General features: G+C 61.9%; 14 protein-coding genes and 1 tRNA gene. 10 read left to right on the top strand and 5 right to left on the bottom strand.

The annotated features are described in order from the left end of the window. Positions 1–18: 18 nt before the first annotated feature. From ACYG9Z_RS22160 to ACYG9Z_RS22150, 3 genes are all read right to left on the bottom strand, one after another. A complete protein-coding gene (locus ACYG9Z_RS22160) occupies positions 19–1,239 on the bottom strand; it encodes a porin (RefSeq protein WP_353029525.1) in 1,221 nt (406 codons plus the stop codon). Positions 1,240–1,362: 123 nt separating this feature from the next. Further along, a complete protein-coding gene (locus tag ACYG9Z_RS22155) occupies positions 1,363–1,605 on the bottom strand; it encodes a GIY-YIG nuclease family protein (protein ID WP_023699414.1) in 243 nt (80 codons plus the stop codon). Between the two features lie 436 nt (positions 1,606–2,041). Continuing rightward, positions 2,042–2,132: transfer RNA gene (locus ACYG9Z_RS22150), tRNA-Ser, on the bottom strand. Positions 2,133–2,595: 463 nt separating this feature from the next. Here ACYG9Z_RS22150 and ACYG9Z_RS22145 point away from each other — a divergent pair. The 10 genes from ACYG9Z_RS22145 to ACYG9Z_RS22100 all read left to right on the top strand — a co-directional run bounded on the left by ACYG9Z_RS22145 (position 2,596) and on the right by ACYG9Z_RS22100 (position 12,599). Further along, positions 2,596–3,768, top strand: coding sequence for a porin (locus ACYG9Z_RS22145; RefSeq protein WP_460222847.1), 1,173 nt, complete (start codon positions 2,596–2,598; stop codon positions 3,766–3,768). A 255-nt stretch (positions 3,769–4,023) separates the two neighbouring features. Then, positions 4,024–5,136: a pyridoxal phosphate-dependent aminotransferase gene (locus ACYG9Z_RS22140; protein WP_023752984.1), complete on the top strand. Its 1,113-nt coding sequence runs from the start codon at positions 4,024–4,026 to the stop codon at positions 5,134–5,136. 146 nt (positions 5,137–5,282) lie between these two features. Then, positions 5,283–5,573 (top strand): acylphosphatase, encoded by a 291-nt coding sequence (locus ACYG9Z_RS22135; protein WP_023752985.1) that lies wholly within the window; start codon positions 5,283–5,285, stop codon positions 5,571–5,573. Positions 5,574–5,643: 70 nt separating this feature from the next. Beyond that, complete coding sequence (locus ACYG9Z_RS22130; protein ID WP_023752986.1) at positions 5,644–6,300, top strand: TetR/AcrR family transcriptional regulator; 657 nt, start codon at positions 5,644–5,646, stop codon at positions 6,298–6,300. Between the two features lie 65 nt (positions 6,301–6,365). Continuing rightward, positions 6,366–7,529 carry an isovaleryl-CoA dehydrogenase gene (locus tag ACYG9Z_RS22125; protein ID WP_023752987.1) on the top strand — a complete coding sequence of 388 codons (1,164 nt, stop codon included), beginning with the start codon at positions 6,366–6,368 and terminating at the stop codon, positions 7,527–7,529. A 1-nt stretch (position 7,530) separates the two neighbouring features. Beyond that, positions 7,531–9,138, top strand: a complete 1,608-nt coding sequence (locus ACYG9Z_RS22120; RefSeq protein ID WP_023752988.1) for a carboxyl transferase domain-containing protein — start codon at positions 7,531–7,533, stop codon at positions 9,136–9,138. Between the two features lies 1 nt (position 9,139). Further along, complete coding sequence (locus ACYG9Z_RS22115) at positions 9,140–9,670, top strand: O-acetyl-ADP-ribose deacetylase (protein ID WP_023752989.1); 531 nt, start codon at positions 9,140–9,142, stop codon at positions 9,668–9,670. Positions 9,671–9,790: 120 nt separating this feature from the next. Further along, positions 9,791–10,165, top strand: coding sequence for a hypothetical protein (locus ACYG9Z_RS22110; RefSeq protein ID WP_023670207.1), 375 nt, complete (start codon positions 9,791–9,793; stop codon positions 10,163–10,165). Between the two features lie 45 nt (positions 10,166–10,210). Continuing rightward, positions 10,211–10,588, top strand: coding sequence for a hypothetical protein (locus ACYG9Z_RS22105; protein WP_023684512.1), 378 nt, complete (start codon positions 10,211–10,213; stop codon positions 10,586–10,588). Positions 10,589–10,637: 49 nt separating this feature from the next. Then, positions 10,638–12,599, top strand: coding sequence for an acetyl/propionyl/methylcrotonyl-CoA carboxylase subunit alpha (locus ACYG9Z_RS22100; protein ID WP_023752990.1), 1,962 nt, complete (start codon positions 10,638–10,640; stop codon positions 12,597–12,599). Positions 12,600–12,665: 66 nt separating this feature from the next. Here the strand turns inward: ACYG9Z_RS22100 and ACYG9Z_RS22095 are convergent, their stop codons facing one another. Continuing rightward, the gene (locus ACYG9Z_RS22095) at positions 12,666–13,787 is read right to left on the bottom strand and encodes an ABC transporter substrate-binding protein (protein WP_023687260.1); all 1,122 of its coding nucleotides are present in this window, start codon (positions 13,785–13,787) and stop codon (positions 12,666–12,668) included. A 385-nt stretch (positions 13,788–14,172) separates the two neighbouring features. Then, the gene (locus ACYG9Z_RS22090; protein ID WP_006199745.1) at positions 14,173–14,439 is read right to left on the bottom strand and encodes an SEL1-like repeat protein; all 267 of its coding nucleotides are present in this window, start codon (positions 14,437–14,439) and stop codon (positions 14,173–14,175) included. Positions 14,440–14,648: the final 209 nt, after the last annotated feature.

The following is a 14,648-nucleotide window of genomic DNA, read 5'->3' as shown; positions in this document are numbered from 1 at the left end:
TTTGTCTAAAGCCAACCCTTAGAACGAGCGCTGGAAGCGGAGCATGCCGCCGATGGCGTCGTCGCCGCCATCAGAAATGCCGGTCCAGTTGTGGTTCAGGCCATCGGCTTCGTCGATGCTCCCTGCATTGACGTAGTCAACTTCGGCCGTGACCGTGAAGCCCGGGACAACGTCGTAGGCGATGTTCGCGGCGATGGCGAGGTTCTCACCTTCGTCATACGAAACCTGGGCGTTGAACGAGGTCTTCTCGTTGATGGTGTAGGTGCCACCGCCCCAGACTGCCCAGTTGCCGTCCCACTGCTTGTAGAAGCCGCGACCGCCGGCCGGGAACGCGTAGGTCCCGTCCGTGTAATTGTCGTCGGTGCCGTAGCCGCCCATGATGAAGAGCGACAGGTTCTGCATCGGGGTGATGTCCAAACGCACCTTGCCGGCGACTTCTTCATAGTTGCTGTCGTAAGCAATGACGCCGGTGATGGCGCCCCAGCCCTGCGTGTACTTCAGACCGCCGACGACATGCGGAACGTAGCTGTCGATCGTGCCCACGCCGTAGAGACCAGCAGTGCCGCCGCCCGAGCCTTCTTCGAGAGAGATCACGGCCGAGAAGCCGTTGCCCGCGTCGAAGTAGTACTGGATGACATTGGTGTCGAAGTCGCCGTAGGGAACGAGCGTATCCTGGATGACGTTGCCGGCGTAGCCGATGAACGTATTGAAGGCCGATTCGTCCTTACCGACGCGCAGGCCACCGAGCTGGATCCAGGCGAAGTTCAGCGAAGCACCGGTGTTGCCAGCAGGATTGACGGCGTTGCTCGCGGGGAGCGGACCCGCGCCATCGGGATCAACGAGTGCGCCCGCATCACGGTTGTTATTCTGGAAGTTGAAGCGGGTCTCGGTGTAGGTCTTCAAGGTGCCGAGTTCGGTTTCCTGGCCGGTCCAGGTCTTCAGCGAGAAACGGGCCTTTTTGTACCAGGTGTCGTTGCTGCCACCATCCTCAACGTCGGCGGACGTCGCACCGTCGAACGAACCGACGTCGCCGCCACCGATGTCGTAACGGACATAGCCGCCGATGCGCAGGCAGGTTTCGGTGCCGGGAATGTAGAAGTAGCCCGAGCCGTAAACGTCGCAAATCTTGACGTATTCAGCCGGTTCCGGCTCGGCGACGACGACGGCGTCGGCGGCGCGCGCACCGGAAACTGCGATCAGGGCCGCAGCGGAGCCGAGAAGAAGGCTCTTAATGTTCATTTTCTGACCTCCAGTCAGGATCGAACAAGATAGTGAAGCCGGCGACAAGCGTTTTCGCTGTAACCAATTGTTATTGTTGAAGTTTATTGAAAAGATGGACCTTTGCGGCAGGTGATGCGGCCATCACCACAGGCGCTTGTTGGCGAAAGCATGCCCTGAACCGGATTTGAGATAGCGCTCGAATGAAGCTGCCTTGGCCTGGTTCGAAAAGGCCATATAGGTGACGATCCGCCACGGCAGAAACTTGGATGTATGGCTGGATTTCCCCGCATTGTGCTCGACAAGCCGTCGTTTCAGGTCCGTCGTTATGCCGATATAGCGTTCGCCTTCGGCAGCCGCACTCTCCAGAAGATACACATACCACATGAGCTGCTCTCCTTTGCCGGGTGTCGGAGGGCATCCTCTCCGCCATCCTGCTTCGCGCTGAGGTGGGCTTGTCCTGCGAAGCTCGAAGAGCGAAGCAGGACTGCCAATCGAATTTTGCAAGGGATTCTCTGGTCTTACGCTGTGCGGCACGTAGCACACCACACGGTCCGGCCCTCCTACGCCAAGGCTTCGGAGGGCATCCTCTCCGCCTTCCTGCTTCGCGCTGAGGGTTGGGCTTGTCCTGCGAAGCTCGAAGAGCGAAGCAGGACTGCCAATCGAATTTTGCAAGGGGTTCTCTGGGCTTACGCTGTGCGGCACGTAGCACACCACACGGTCCGGCCCTCCTACGCCAAGGCTTCGGAGGGCATCCTCTCCGCCATCCTGCTTCGCGCTGAGGGTTGGGCTTGTCCTGCGAAGCTCGAAGAGCGAAGCAGGATGGCGGAGAGGATGGGATTCGAACCCACGAGAAGCTTTTGACCTCTACTCCCTTAGCAGGGGAGCGCCTTCGACCACTCGGCCACCTCTCCGTTGCGCCGCTGGATAAAGAAAAGCGCCGGCACAATCAACAAGCCGGCGCCATTATCTCTGAAAATTCCGGATTCGGCCGCAGCGCAGCCTTTTGCATGCGGCGATTCTGCGGCAGTTACCTGGCTGGCGACTCGGCGACATGGCCGCAATCTCGGCCGTTCCTCGCCGGATTCGGCCGCATTCCTGCGCTGCGGCAAAGGCTTGCGGCCCTTCGATGGTTAATGAGAGCTTTCTGACTGAGGCCAAATCGTGTCATTTGTGCAACAACGCATCGGGATAGCGCCCGCACAGCCCTTTCGCCGGTACGATCATGGTTGAACGCCGCCGCCTCATGGGTAATGTCGATTTCGAAGGAGCGGCGCGGTGCGCATCTTTTTCGGTAGTGGGGATGGGGCAGGGAACGCTGTCCTTCAGCAAAGAATACCCAGACCCGTTTTTTAACTTTTGACTGGAGGTCAGAAAATGAACATTAAGAGCCTTCTCCTCGGCTCCGCTGCGGCCTTGATCGCAGTTTCCGGTGCGCGCGCCGCCGACGCCGTCGTCGTCGCCGAGCCGGAACCGGCTGAATACGTCAAGATCTGCGACGTCTACGGCGCCGGCTACTTCTACATCCCCGGCACCGAAACCTGCCTGCGCATCGGCGGCTATGTCCGCTACGACATCGGCGCCGGCGACGTCGGCTCGTTCGACGGTGCGAGGTCCTTCGACCATAAGGATGGCGACGAGCAGGACACCTTCTACAAGAACGCCCGCTTCACGCTGAAGACCTGGACCGGCCAGGAAACCGAACTCGGCACCTTGAAGACCTACACCGAGACCCGCTTCAACTTCGGCAATCGTAACGGCTATCCGTCGGCAGACGATCCGGCAACGGAAGCAGACGAGTTCAACTCCAACCCTGCCGGCAACAAGAACGTTTCGCTGAACTTCGCCTGGATCCAGCTCGGTGGCCTGCGCGTCGGTAAGGACGAATCGGCCTTCGACACGTTCATCGGCTACGCCGGCAACGTCCTTCAGGATACGCTCGTTCCCTACGGCGACTTCGACACCAACGTCGTCCAGTACTACTTCGATGCGGGCAACGGCTTCTCGGCCGTGGTCTCTCTCGAAGAAGGCTCGGGCTTCGACACCATCGACAGCTACGTTCCGCATGTCGTCGGCGGCTTGAAGTACACGCAGGGCTGGGGCGCCATCACCGGCGTCGTCGCGTACGACAGCAACTATGAAGAAGTCGCCGGCAAGGTGCGTTTGGACATCACCCCGATGCAGAACCTGTCGCTGTTCATCATGGGCGGCTACGGCACCGACGACAATTTGACGGACTCGAGCTATGCGATCGACGCTGGCGGCCGTGGCTTCTACAAGCAGTGGGGCGGCAACTGGGCATTCTGGGGTGGCGGCACCTACACCATAAACGAGAAGACCTCGTTTAATGCCCAGGTCTCGTATGACGAGTGGAAGAACCTCGGCGTCGCCGCGAACATCGCCTACGACGTTGTTCCCGGCTTCACGGTCACGGCCGAAGTCGACTACCTCAACGCAGGCAAGTTCGACGACGCCAACTTCTCCAACTTTACCAATGCCGACAAGAAGAGCAGCATCGGCGGTCTCCTCCGCTTCCAGCGCTCGTTCTAACAGGCAGAACCTGGCTGAAAATCGAACCCGGCGGGCAACCGCCGGGTTTTTCTTTTTGAAGCATCCATCGCCATAGTCATTGGCTGCAGTGCTGCCTCCAAAATGTTGCGGCCTACCGGCAGTCAGGTCGTAGAGCGTGGCCACCCGCGCCGATTTCATCCCGGTGTCATGGCCGCTATTTCCAACCGCGCCAGAACTTGCGCCGTCCCATCCGGCACGCTAGCAAGAAGGCCCATCTTCTCGTGAGCCTTTGCCATGCGCCAGCGCCCTGCCCTCACGCCGCTTGTCGGCGCGCTTCCCTCGACGGTGCCGTTTGTCGGACCGGAAGCGCAGGAGCGCGAGCGCGGACGTGCTTTTCGCGCCCGCATCGGCGCCAATGAAAGCAGTTTCGGGCCTTCGCCGCGCGTTATCGAGCGCATGGAGAGCGTCGCGCGTGACCAGTGGATGTATTGCGATCCCGACAATTACGAGCTGAAGCAGGCTGCGGCCGCCCATCTCGGCATCGGCGCCGAAAACGTCGTGGTCGGCGAAGGCATAGACGGGCTGCTTACCCTGGTGGCGCGCATGTATGTCGCGCCTGGCGACGCGGTGGTCACCTCGCTCGGCGCCTATCCGACGTTCAATTTCCACATTGCCGGCGTCGGCGGCCGGCTGGTCACGGTGCCTTACGAGAACGACATGGAAAGTCTGGACGGCCTGCTCAAGGCCGTCGTCCGGGAAAAGGCGCCGCTGGTCTATCTCTCCAATCCCGACAATCCGATGGGCAGCTGGTGGGATGCAAGCGAGATCATCGCCTTCATTGAAGCCCTGCCGGAAACCACCATGCTGGTGCTCGACGAGGCCTATGGCGAATTGGGGCCGGCCTCGGCGCTGCCGCCGATCGATGTCACGCGGCCCAACGTCATCCGCATGCGCACCTTCTCCAAGGCCTATGGGCTGGCTGGCATTCGCTGCGGCTATGCGGTGGCGGAGGGTGAGGTGATCCGCGACTTCGAGAAGATCCGCAACCATTACGGCGTCAGCCGCATGGCGCAGATCGCCGGCGTCGAGGCGCTGGCCGACCAGGACTGGCTGCACAGCGTGGTGGCGCGAGTCGCTGCCGGACGCACACGTATAGCCGGGATTGCCGAGACGAACGGGCTGAAGCCGCTGCCATCGGCGACCAATTTCGTCACCATCGATTGCGGCAAGGACGGCGCCTTCGCGCTGAAAGTGCTGCAAAATCTTTTGTCGCGCGACGTGTTCATTCGCAAACCGATGGCGCCAGGGCTCGACCGTTGCATAAGGGTCAGCGTCGGCCTCGATCATGAGCTCGACATCTTTGTCGAGGAACTGCCCGGCGCGCTCGCCGCTGCGCGGGGAAATTAGCCCGGCCGATTGCCGTCGCGACACGGCCTGCCAATGCCGCCAAAGGCCAAGACAGAATCAGCCGGGTCCCCGGCTTCCGTCGATCCAACAACAATCCAACCGTTCAAGGCTGTTGCTTTCGTCCGATCCCGCGCCAGTTCTTGAGCATGGGAGATAACGACCGGCAAAAGGCGGTGCAGGCGCGCGTGCATGGCAAGGTGCAAGGCGTCGGCTACCGGATGTGGGCGCGAGGCGAAGCGATAGAGCTTGGCCTCGTAGGTTGGGTACGCAATGAACGAGACGGCACGGTGACGGCCTGGATTGCCGGTGCCGATGCTGCGGTTTCCACAATGATCGAACAGCTCCGGCAAGGGCCAAGGGGAGCTTCGGTTTCGAAGGTCGAGACCGAGGAATTCGAACTCCTGGAGGCGCCCATCGACTTTCGGATCATCGTCTAGACGGAACCACTTTATTGCCTCTTGAATTAATTGAACGTTCGTTTTATTATTAAGTATCGGGGAGACGTTCATGGCACGCACAACGGGATCCGACGGCGAAAAAACTGAAGCGGCCGTCCGCGAGGCAGCGGTCAGCCTGATCGCCCGCTTCGGCTACGAGGCAATGTCGATGCGGCAGCTTGCCGCCGAGGTCGGCGTCCAGGCCGCCGCGCTCTACCGCTATTTTCCGACCAAGGAAGACCTGCTGTTCACGCTGATGCGCGAACATATGGAAGAGCTGATCGAAGCGTGGGACGCCGCACGCCCCGACGCCGCCGATCCGGCAACGCGGCTTGCCGCCTATGTCGAAAACCACATCGCTTTCCACATCGAGCGCCGCCACTCCACCCATGTCTCGAATATGGAATTGCGCAGCCTGTCGCATGACCGGCTGACGGAGATACTGCGCATGCGCACCGCCTATGAGAAGGAGTTGCGCGCCATCCTGCGCGACGGCGCGGAGGCCGGCGCCTTCAGTGTCGATGACACCGGGCTCACTGCCATGGCCCTGATCCAGATGATGACCGGCGTCATCGTCTGGTTCCGGCCGGGCGAGCGGCTGTCGATGGCTGAAGTCACGGCGACATATCTTTCAATGACAATGCGCCTGGTTGGCGCGAAGATCGACGGCAAGACTTACAGCGCCGCGCGTCCCTTCGGACGCGCAAAGGACGCTGTAGCATTTTGATTTCGCGCATGATCCTTTCCGGAAATCAAAGTTGATTTTCGGGGTCATGCGGCAGGAGGAACGGCATGTACACGAACACACTCAGCTTCGGGCATGACGAGGACATCGAGGCGCTGCGCGATCTGGTGCGCCGCTTTGCCCAGGAGAAAATAGCGCCGATCGCCGCCGAGATCGACCGCAGCAATCAATTCCCCACGCATCTGTGGAAAGAGCTCGGCGCGCTCGGCCTTCTCGGCATCACCGCCGATCCCGACTTCGGCGGCAGCGGCATGGGCTATCTTGCCCACGTCATTGCGGTGGAAGAGATTTCGCGCGCCTCGGGCTCGGTTGGTCTCTCCTACGGCGCCCATTCGAACCTCTGCGTCAACCAGATCAACCGCTGGGCGACGCCGGCTCAGAAGGAGAAATTCCTGCCGGCATTGTGCTCGGGCGAAAGGGCAGGTGCGCTGGCCATGTCGGAATCGGGCGCCGGCTCCGACGTCGTCTCGCTCAAGCTGCGCGCCGAAAAGCGCAACGACCGCTATGTGCTCAACGGCTCGAAAATGTGGATCACCAACGGCCCCGACGCCGAAACGCTGGTGGTCTACGCCAAGACCGATCCGGAGCGGAAATCGCGCGGCATCACCGCCTTCATCGTCGAAAAGACGATGGCCGGCTTCTCGGCATCGCCAAAGCTCGACAAGCTCGGCATGCGCGGCTCCAACACCGGCGAACTGGTGTTCGACAATGTCGAGGTGCCCTATGACAATGTGCTGCATGAGGAGGGCCGCGGCGTCGAGGTCCTGATGTCGGGCCTCGACTACGAGCGCACCGTGCTCGCCGGCGGACCGCTCGGGCTCATGGCGGCCTGTCTCGACGTTGCCGTCCCCTATGTGCATGAGCGCAAGCAGTTCGGCCAGCCGATCGGCGAGTTCCAGCTCGTGCAGGGCAAACTTGCCGACATGTATTCGACGATGAACGCCGCGCGCGCTTACGTTTATGCCGTCGCGGCTGCCTGCGATCGCGGCCAGACGACACGCAAGGATGCCGCTGGCTGCGTGCTGTTTGCCGCCGAAAAAGCGACGCTGATGGCGCTCGACGCCATCCAGCTGCTTGGCGGCAACGGCTATACCAACGAGTATCCGACCGGCCGGCTGTTGCGCGACGCCAAGCTCTACGAGATCGGCGCCGGCACCAGCGAGATCCGCCGCTGGCTGATCGGGCGCGAGATCATGGCGGAAGGGGTTTAGCATGGCCGTACTTCAAACCCAGATCTCCCCTTCCTCCGAAGCCTTTCGCGCCAACACCGAGCGCATGCGGGCTCTGGTTTCCGACATTGCGGACAAGGCGGCAAGCGTCGAGCGCGGTGGCTCGGAGGAGGCGCGCGAGCGTCATGTTTCGCGCGGCAAGCTGTTGCCGCGCGAGCGGCTGGCGCAGTTGCTCGACACCGGCTCGCCTTTCCTCGAGATCGGCCAGTTCGCGGCATGGTCCATGTATGGCGAGGAGATTTCCTCGGCCGGCCTCGTCGCCGGCGTCGGCCGTGTCGAAGGCACCGAGGTGATGGTCGTGGTCAACGACGCCACGGTGAAGGGCGGCACCTATTATCCGCTCACGGTGAAGAAGCATTTGCGCGCACAGGAGATCGCGCTGCAAAACAATCTACCTTGCGTCTATCTGGTCGACAGCGGCGGCGCCAACCTGCCCAATCAGGACGAGGTGTTTCCCGATCGCGAGCATTTCGGCCGCATCTTCTACAACCAGGCCAACATGTCGGCGGCCGGCATTCCGCAGATCGCCTGCGTCATGGGCTCATGTACTGCGGGCGGCGCCTATGTGCCGGCAATGTCGGACGAGACGATCATGGTGCGCAACCAGGCGACCATTTTTCTCGGCGGCCCGCCTCTGGTGAAGGCGGCTACGGGTGAAGATGTCAGCGCCGAGGAGCTTGGCGGCGCCGACGTGCACACCAGGCTGTCCGGTGTCGCCGACCACTATGCGCTGGACGACGAACATGCGCTGGCCATCTGCCGGCGCATCGTCAAAAACCTCAACCGGCGCAAGACCGTAAGCCTGAGCTTACAGGAACCCACGCCGCCGCTTCACGATCCGCGTGAACTCTACGGCATCGTGCCGACGGATCTGCGCCAGCCCTATGATGTGCGCGAGGTGATCGCGCGCGTCGTCGACGGCTCCGAGTTCGACGAGTTCAAACAGAATTACGGCACCACGCTGGTCACCGGCTTTGCCCATCTGCAGGGCATGCCGGTCGGCATCGTTGCCAACAATGGCGTGCTGTTTTCCGAAAGTGCTGTGAAGGGCGCGCATTTCATCGAACTGTGCTGCCAGCGCAAGATCCCGCTGATCTTCCTGCAGAACATCACCGGCTTCATGGTCGGGCGAAAATACGAGGCCGGCGGCATCGCCAAGGACGGCGCCAAGCTGGTGATGGCGGTCGCCACCGCCAAGGTGCCGAAGGTGACGATGATCATCGGCGGGTCGTTCGGCGCCGGCAATTACGGCATGTGCGGCCGCGCCTACTCGCCGCGCTTCCTGTGGATGTGGCCGAACGCGCGCATTTCGGTGATGGGCGGCGAACAGGCGGCGACCGTGCTGGCGGTGGTCAAGCGCGAGGGCATCGAGCGCAAGGGTGGTGAATGGAGCACTGAGGAGGAAGCGAAATTCAAAAAGCCGATCCTGATGAAATACGAGCATGAGGGCCACCCGCTCTACTCCTCGGCGCGGCTGTGGGACGACGGCATCATCGACCCGGCGAAAACGCGCGAGGTGCTGGCGCTCAGCCTGTCGGCCGCGCTCAACGCCGACATCGAGGAAACGAAGTTCGGCGTGTTCAGGATGTAGGATGAGCAAGTTCGGCGAACGGATACATGTCCACACCGGCGACATCACCAGGCTTGCGGTCGATGCCATCGTCAACGCCGCCAATTCCTCGCTACTGGGCGGCGGCGGCGTCGACGGCGCCATTCACCGCGCCGCCGGCCCGGAGCTCGAATTCGAATGCCGGATGCTGAACGGCTGCAAGGTCGGCGAAGCAAAGCTTACCAAGGGCTACAGGCTGCCGGCACGTTACATCATCCACACGGTCGGACCTGTCTGGCAAGGCGGCGGCAAAGGCGAAGCCGGGCTGCTCGCCTCCTGCTATATCAGATCGCTCGAAATCGCCGCCGCCAGGGATTGCCGGACTGTGGCATTTCCGGCGATCTCCACCGGCATGTACCGCTATCCGAAAAATGAGGCGACGCAGATCGCCGTTGGCATCGCAGGTACCTTCGTCGGACAGAACTCAACGCCCGAAACAGTTATTTTCTGCTGCTTCGACGAGCCAACAGCTCAACTATACCGACAAGCCGTTGCTGCCATTGGAGGATGCTAGTCTGCATGGATAAGATGGTTCCTCCACCTACGCAAAAGCAATTTTCGGTGAGCAGGCTGGCGGCACTGGAGAATAGACGCTATTGTTCATCCCGCATTGGGCAACGGGGATGGGGTAAAGATGAGGCCGAAATATTCGGGAAAAACGACTGCGTCGGTACTTGCAGTCTTGCTTATATTTGCGGTACCCGGCGTTGGCGCCGCGGCATCGCTGGCGGGAAGCAAAGGCGACATCCATTTCTATCCGTATTTGCCGAAAAGCCCGAAAGACCAGTGCACCATGGCTTACAACGCCTATGTGGCCGCCGGCGGCCATTCGGCCTATGCGACCACGCCCTATGCCCGGATCCGTTCGTTGTACATCATCTGCGGCTCGGGCTTGAATGCACCGTCACAGAAGGCTGCCGAAGAACGGGCGATGAAATCCTGCGAGTCTGCCCGCAGCCATTACAAGGTCATTACAGGGGCTGGCTGCGAAGTTGCGGCATCGAAGTAGGCCGACAAGCATCGGCTTGGGCATTTTTCAAATGGGCGGCGCAAGATGAAATCGACACGCATCAAACGAATTACTGTATCGATGCTTGCCGGCCTGCTCGTATTTACGGCACCCGGTATCGGGGCGGCTGGATCGCTGGCGGGCAGCAAGGGAGACACCCGATTCTGGCCTCCGTTGTCACTGAATCCAAAGGAGCCCTGCACGAAGTCGTACAACGCCTATGTCGCGGCGAGTGGCCACTCGGCCTACGCGACCACATTCTACTCGCGCGTCGACGATCTTTACATCATCTGCGGTGCGCGGCTGAACGCGCCATCTCAGAAGGCCGCGGAAGAGTTGGCGTTGCGAAGCTGTCAGGTTGGCCTGAAAAAGTGGAAGGTTCAGACCGCGAGCGGCGGCTGCAAAATCGCGGCTTCGAAATAGGCTCATTCCTGCCAGACCGGCGCCGCCCGAGACAAACTCTGGAGGCTCCATGTTCGCCAAGATCCTGATCGCCAATCGCGGCGAGATCGCCTGCCGGGTGATACGCACGGCCAGGAAGATGGGAGTTCGCACCGTTGCCGTCTATTCCGACGCGGACGCCAAGGCCCTGCATGTCAAAATGGCCGACGAGGCAGTGAGTATCGGTTCCTCGCCGGTCGGCGAAAGCTATCTGCGCGGCGACAAGATTGTTGCGGCGGCGCTGGCGACCGGCGCCGAAGCAATTCACCCCGGCTACGGCTTCCTCTCGGAAAACCCCGATTTCGTCGACCTGGTGGTGGCGGCGGGGCTCACATTCATCGGCCCGTCGGCCGCCTCGATCCGCGCCATGGGGCTGAAGGATGCGGCCAAGCGGCTGATGGAAAAGGCCGGCGTGCCGGTGGTGCCGGGCTATCATGGCGAGGCGCAGGAGATCGTGCTGCTGGCGTCCAAGGCGCGTGAGATCGGCTATCCCGTGCTGATCAAGGCGCGCGCCGGCGGCGGCGGCAAGGGCATGCGCCGCGTCGAACATCCCGAAGATTTTTCGGAAGCGCTGTCAGGCGCACGGCGCGAGGCCAAGGCCGCGTTCGGCGACGATCGCGTGCTGGTCGAAAAATACGTCGACAAGCCGCGCCACATCGAGGTCCAGGTGTTCGGCGACAATTTTGGCAATGCCGTGCATCTCTACGAGCGCGACTGCTCGGCGCAGCGCCGCCACCAGAAGGTGATCGAGGAAGCGCCGGCGCCCGGCATGACGCTGGCGCTGCGCGAGGCGATGACGGAAGCGGCGGTCAAGGCCGCCAAGGCGATCAGCTATTCCGGCGCCGGCACCATCGAATTCATCGTCGATGCCTCGCAAGGGCTGAAGGCCGACCGCTTCTGGTTCATGGAAATGAACACCCGCCTGCAGGTCGAGCATCCCGTCACCGAAATGGTCACCGGCACCGACCTGGTCGAGTGGCAGTTGCGGGTAGCCGCCGGCGAAAAGCTGCCGAAGACGCAGAGCGAAATCACGCTTTCCGGCCACGCCTTCGAGGCGCGCATCTATGCCGAGGACGCGGCGAAAGGGTTTCTGCCGGCGACCGGCACGCTGCATCACCTGGCGTTTCCCGACAACGCGCCCGAAGGCGCCAGCATGCGCATCGAGACCGGCGTGCGGGCCGGCGATGCGATCTCGCCCTTCTACGATCCGATGATCGCCAAGCTGGTCGTCCACGCCAAGGACAGGCAGGCGGCGCTCGATGCGCTCGGGACTGCGTTGTCGCAGACCGAGATTGCCGGCTCGACCGTCAACACCGCGTTTCTCGCGGCACTTGCCGCGGACGCCGATTTTTCGGCCGGTGATGTCGATACCGGCCTGATCGGCAGGCATCAGGAAGCGCTGACCGCGGTCGCCCCGCCGCGCAGCGAGATCGTTGCCGCGGCGGCCCTTGCCGCGGCGGGCGCCGGTGCCTTGCCGCCGTCGAACGATCCGTGGTCGTCGCTTGCCGGCTATACGCATTTCCACAGCATTGCGCGCCGCACGCGCCTGCGCCATGGCGAGGACGATATACTGGCGCGTGTTTCAGTGCGGCCGGACGGGCGCTTCGAGGTGGCGCTGGACGCGCCCTATGACAGCGTCAATTCGCATGATCTTCGCGCCGCCCCTCGCCTTGCCCGCTGGCCAGGCCACGTCACCGTGTTCGAAGGCGCGGTCGGCTACAGTTTCCTCGTCCCGGATCCGCTGGCGCGAACCGACGAGGCGGCCGCCGCTTCCGGCAGCCTGCGCGCGCCGATGCCGGGCATGGTCAAGCTGGTGCGCGCGGCAAAGGGCGAAACGGTGATCAAGGGCCAGCCGCTACTGATCCTGGAAGCGATGAAGATGGAGCATACGATCGCGGCCAGCCATGACGGCGTGATCGCCGAGATCGCCACAGAGGGCGCGCAGGTCACCGACGGAACGGTGCTGGTGCGGTTCGTTGAAGAGGCTTCATAGCCGGCTGGAGGCTTGAACAAAAAATGGCCGGGACAAGCCCGGCCATTTCCATGAGTACGCGGCCGCTTACTGCGCGATCGGTGCGTATTTGCCGTCGTGCCACTGGTTGATGTCGTAGCTGGCGTTCTTCAGATCGCCCTTCTCGTCGAAGGTCACGTCGCCGACCACGGTGCTGAAGGGCGTGCCGTTCTTCAGCGCTTCGGCTACCTTGACCGGATCGTCCGTTCCGGCGCGCTTGACGCCCTCTGCAAACGCCTGAACGACGGCGTAGGAGAACAGCGTAAAGCCTTCCGGCACGAAGCCGCCCGCCTTGATCTTGGCGATGGCCTCCTTGGCTTCCGGCTTGGCCTGCGGGTCCGACGGGAAGACGAACAGGGTGCCTTCACCGGCGGGGCCGGCGACCTGCCAGAATTCTGGCGAGGCGATCGAGTCCGGCATGATCAGCTGGAACTTGACGCTCTGCTCGGCCGACTGACGCAGGATAAGCCCGGCTTCCGGGTGATAGCCGCCGAAATAGACAACGTCGGCCTTGAGGTCCTTCAGCTTGGTGACGAGAGCCGAATAATCCTTCTCGCCGGCATTGATGCCTTCATAGTCGATCTCCTTGAGGCCACCGGCATTCATCGTCGCCTTCACGGCATCGGCAACGCCCTGACCGTAGGCGCTCTTGTCATGCAGGATAACGACATTCTTGCCGGCATATTTCTTGGCGATCCACGGGCCGATGAAGGCGCCCTGCGCGTCGTCACGCGTATAGAGACGCATGATCGTCGGCCAGCCGGCCTTGGCGGCGGCATCGGTCAGCTCGGGATTTGAAGAGGCCGGGCTCATCATCAGCGCGCCGGCCTCGGCGTAGACAGCGGAAGCCGGGATGCTCGAACCTGAACAGGCATGGCCGTCAATAAACTTGACGCTGTTGGCAACGATCCGGTTGGCCACAGAAACCGCCTGCTTGGGATCGCACTGGTCGTCCTCGATGTCGAGCTTGATCATGGAGCCGTTGACACCGCCGGCGGCGTTGATCGCATCGGCGGCTGCCGTTGCGCCCTGCTTGAACTGATCGCCGATCGTGGCGAGCTGTCCGGTCATCGGGCCGACCACCGAAATGGTGATGTCATCGGCAAAGGCAACCGGCGCGCTCATCATCAGGCCAAATACGGCCGCGCTCAAAATACCCGTTTTTTTCATGGTGATAGAACTCCTCCCACACTCGCGCAGCCGCTCTGGCCGCGCTTCTTTCCGAAGGCGGGACAATTTCATCCTTCATTGGGCCTGTCTAGGCGCATCGGCGCCGCTCGATTGGGCCTCATCAACGCAAAAAGCCACGCCAGCCTGTTCCGGCCGGTCGTGGCTTTTGCTCGTAGCAGTCCCCATGCGCCCCCGCGCCACGAAAACCTGCCCGCCGTCCCCATTGTGCACGACTGGACCGTGCCGGCCTGCCGCGTTCTTGTTCTTTCATGGTCGGCCGTCTTGTCGCGGCCTTGTCGTTTCACCGGTTCCGACCGTCTTTGCGGTCTTGATCCCGGGGCTTCCCTGTTTTCGATAATCTGCCTGCGATAATCTGCTCGCGATCTCAGTGCATCGTCATCCATTCGCGGGCTTCGCGCAGCGCCTTGGCGATCTCGACCTTGGACATTGCGGCCGACAGTTCCGAGCGCAGTTCCGCGGCGCGGACCGAGCCCTTGATGGCGGCGATGTTGAACCATTTGTGGGCGGCAACGACATCGGTCTCGCAATCGCGGCCGGTCGCATACATCATGCCCAGTTCGAAAAGAATGTCGGCCTGGGCAGTTGCCCCCATGGCGCCGAAGCCGGCTTCAAGCATTTCAAAACGTGCCATTTTAGTCCCCTGTCTGGCTCCCGAGAGCGGGCCTCTTCTGTCCCCCGGTGTTCCCTGGGGAGCCGCTCTTTCGATGCTTCCGAGAATGAGGCCGAGCCTTGAATCCGTCGTTAAATGGCGTGCTTAATTTGGAGAAAACAAAGCTAAAACAAGAGGTAAACGCGGAAATTCGTTAAGGATACAAAGTCAGCAATCCCGGGGTTTCTCGA

It is taken from the genome of Mesorhizobium sp. RSR380A, from assembly GCF_054719385.1.
The sequence above is the reverse complement of the archived record's forward strand: the minus strand, read 5'-3'. Positions and strand labels throughout refer to the sequence as shown.

What these genes read in the sequence shown, in the direction of transcription:
- ACYG9Z_RS22160 (WP_353029525.1), bottom strand. Translation starts at nt 1,239, where the DNA reads ATGAACATTAAGAGCCTTCTTCTCGGCTCCGCTGCGGCCCTGATCGCA.
- ACYG9Z_RS22155 (WP_023699414.1), bottom strand. Translation starts at nt 1,605, where the DNA reads ATGTGGTATGTGTATCTTCTGGAGAGTGCGGCTGCCGAAGGCGAACGC.
- ACYG9Z_RS22145 (WP_460222847.1), top strand. Translation starts at nt 2,596, where the DNA reads ATGAACATTAAGAGCCTTCTCCTCGGCTCCGCTGCGGCCTTGATCGCA.
- ACYG9Z_RS22140 (WP_023752984.1), top strand. Translation starts at nt 4,024, where the DNA reads ATGCGCCAGCGCCCTGCCCTCACGCCGCTTGTCGGCGCGCTTCCCTCG.
- ACYG9Z_RS22135 (WP_023752985.1), top strand. Translation starts at nt 5,283, where the DNA reads ATGGGAGATAACGACCGGCAAAAGGCGGTGCAGGCGCGCGTGCATGGC.
- ACYG9Z_RS22130 (WP_023752986.1), top strand. Translation starts at nt 5,644, where the DNA reads ATGGCACGCACAACGGGATCCGACGGCGAAAAAACTGAAGCGGCCGTC.
- ACYG9Z_RS22125 (WP_023752987.1), top strand. Translation starts at nt 6,366, where the DNA reads ATGTACACGAACACACTCAGCTTCGGGCATGACGAGGACATCGAGGCG.
- ACYG9Z_RS22120 (WP_023752988.1), top strand. Translation starts at nt 7,531, where the DNA reads ATGGCCGTACTTCAAACCCAGATCTCCCCTTCCTCCGAAGCCTTTCGC.
- ACYG9Z_RS22115 (WP_023752989.1), top strand. Translation starts at nt 9,140, where the DNA reads ATGAGCAAGTTCGGCGAACGGATACATGTCCACACCGGCGACATCACC.
- ACYG9Z_RS22110 (WP_023670207.1), top strand. Translation starts at nt 9,791, where the DNA reads ATGAGGCCGAAATATTCGGGAAAAACGACTGCGTCGGTACTTGCAGTC.
- ACYG9Z_RS22105 (WP_023684512.1), top strand. Translation starts at nt 10,211, where the DNA reads ATGAAATCGACACGCATCAAACGAATTACTGTATCGATGCTTGCCGGC.
- ACYG9Z_RS22100 (WP_023752990.1), top strand. Translation starts at nt 10,638, where the DNA reads ATGTTCGCCAAGATCCTGATCGCCAATCGCGGCGAGATCGCCTGCCGG.
- ACYG9Z_RS22095 (WP_023687260.1), bottom strand. Translation starts at nt 13,787, where the DNA reads ATGAAAAAAACGGGTATTTTGAGCGCGGCCGTATTTGGCCTGATGATG.
- ACYG9Z_RS22090 (WP_006199745.1), bottom strand. Translation starts at nt 14,439, where the DNA reads ATGGCACGTTTTGAAATGCTTGAAGCCGGCTTCGGCGCCATGGGGGCA.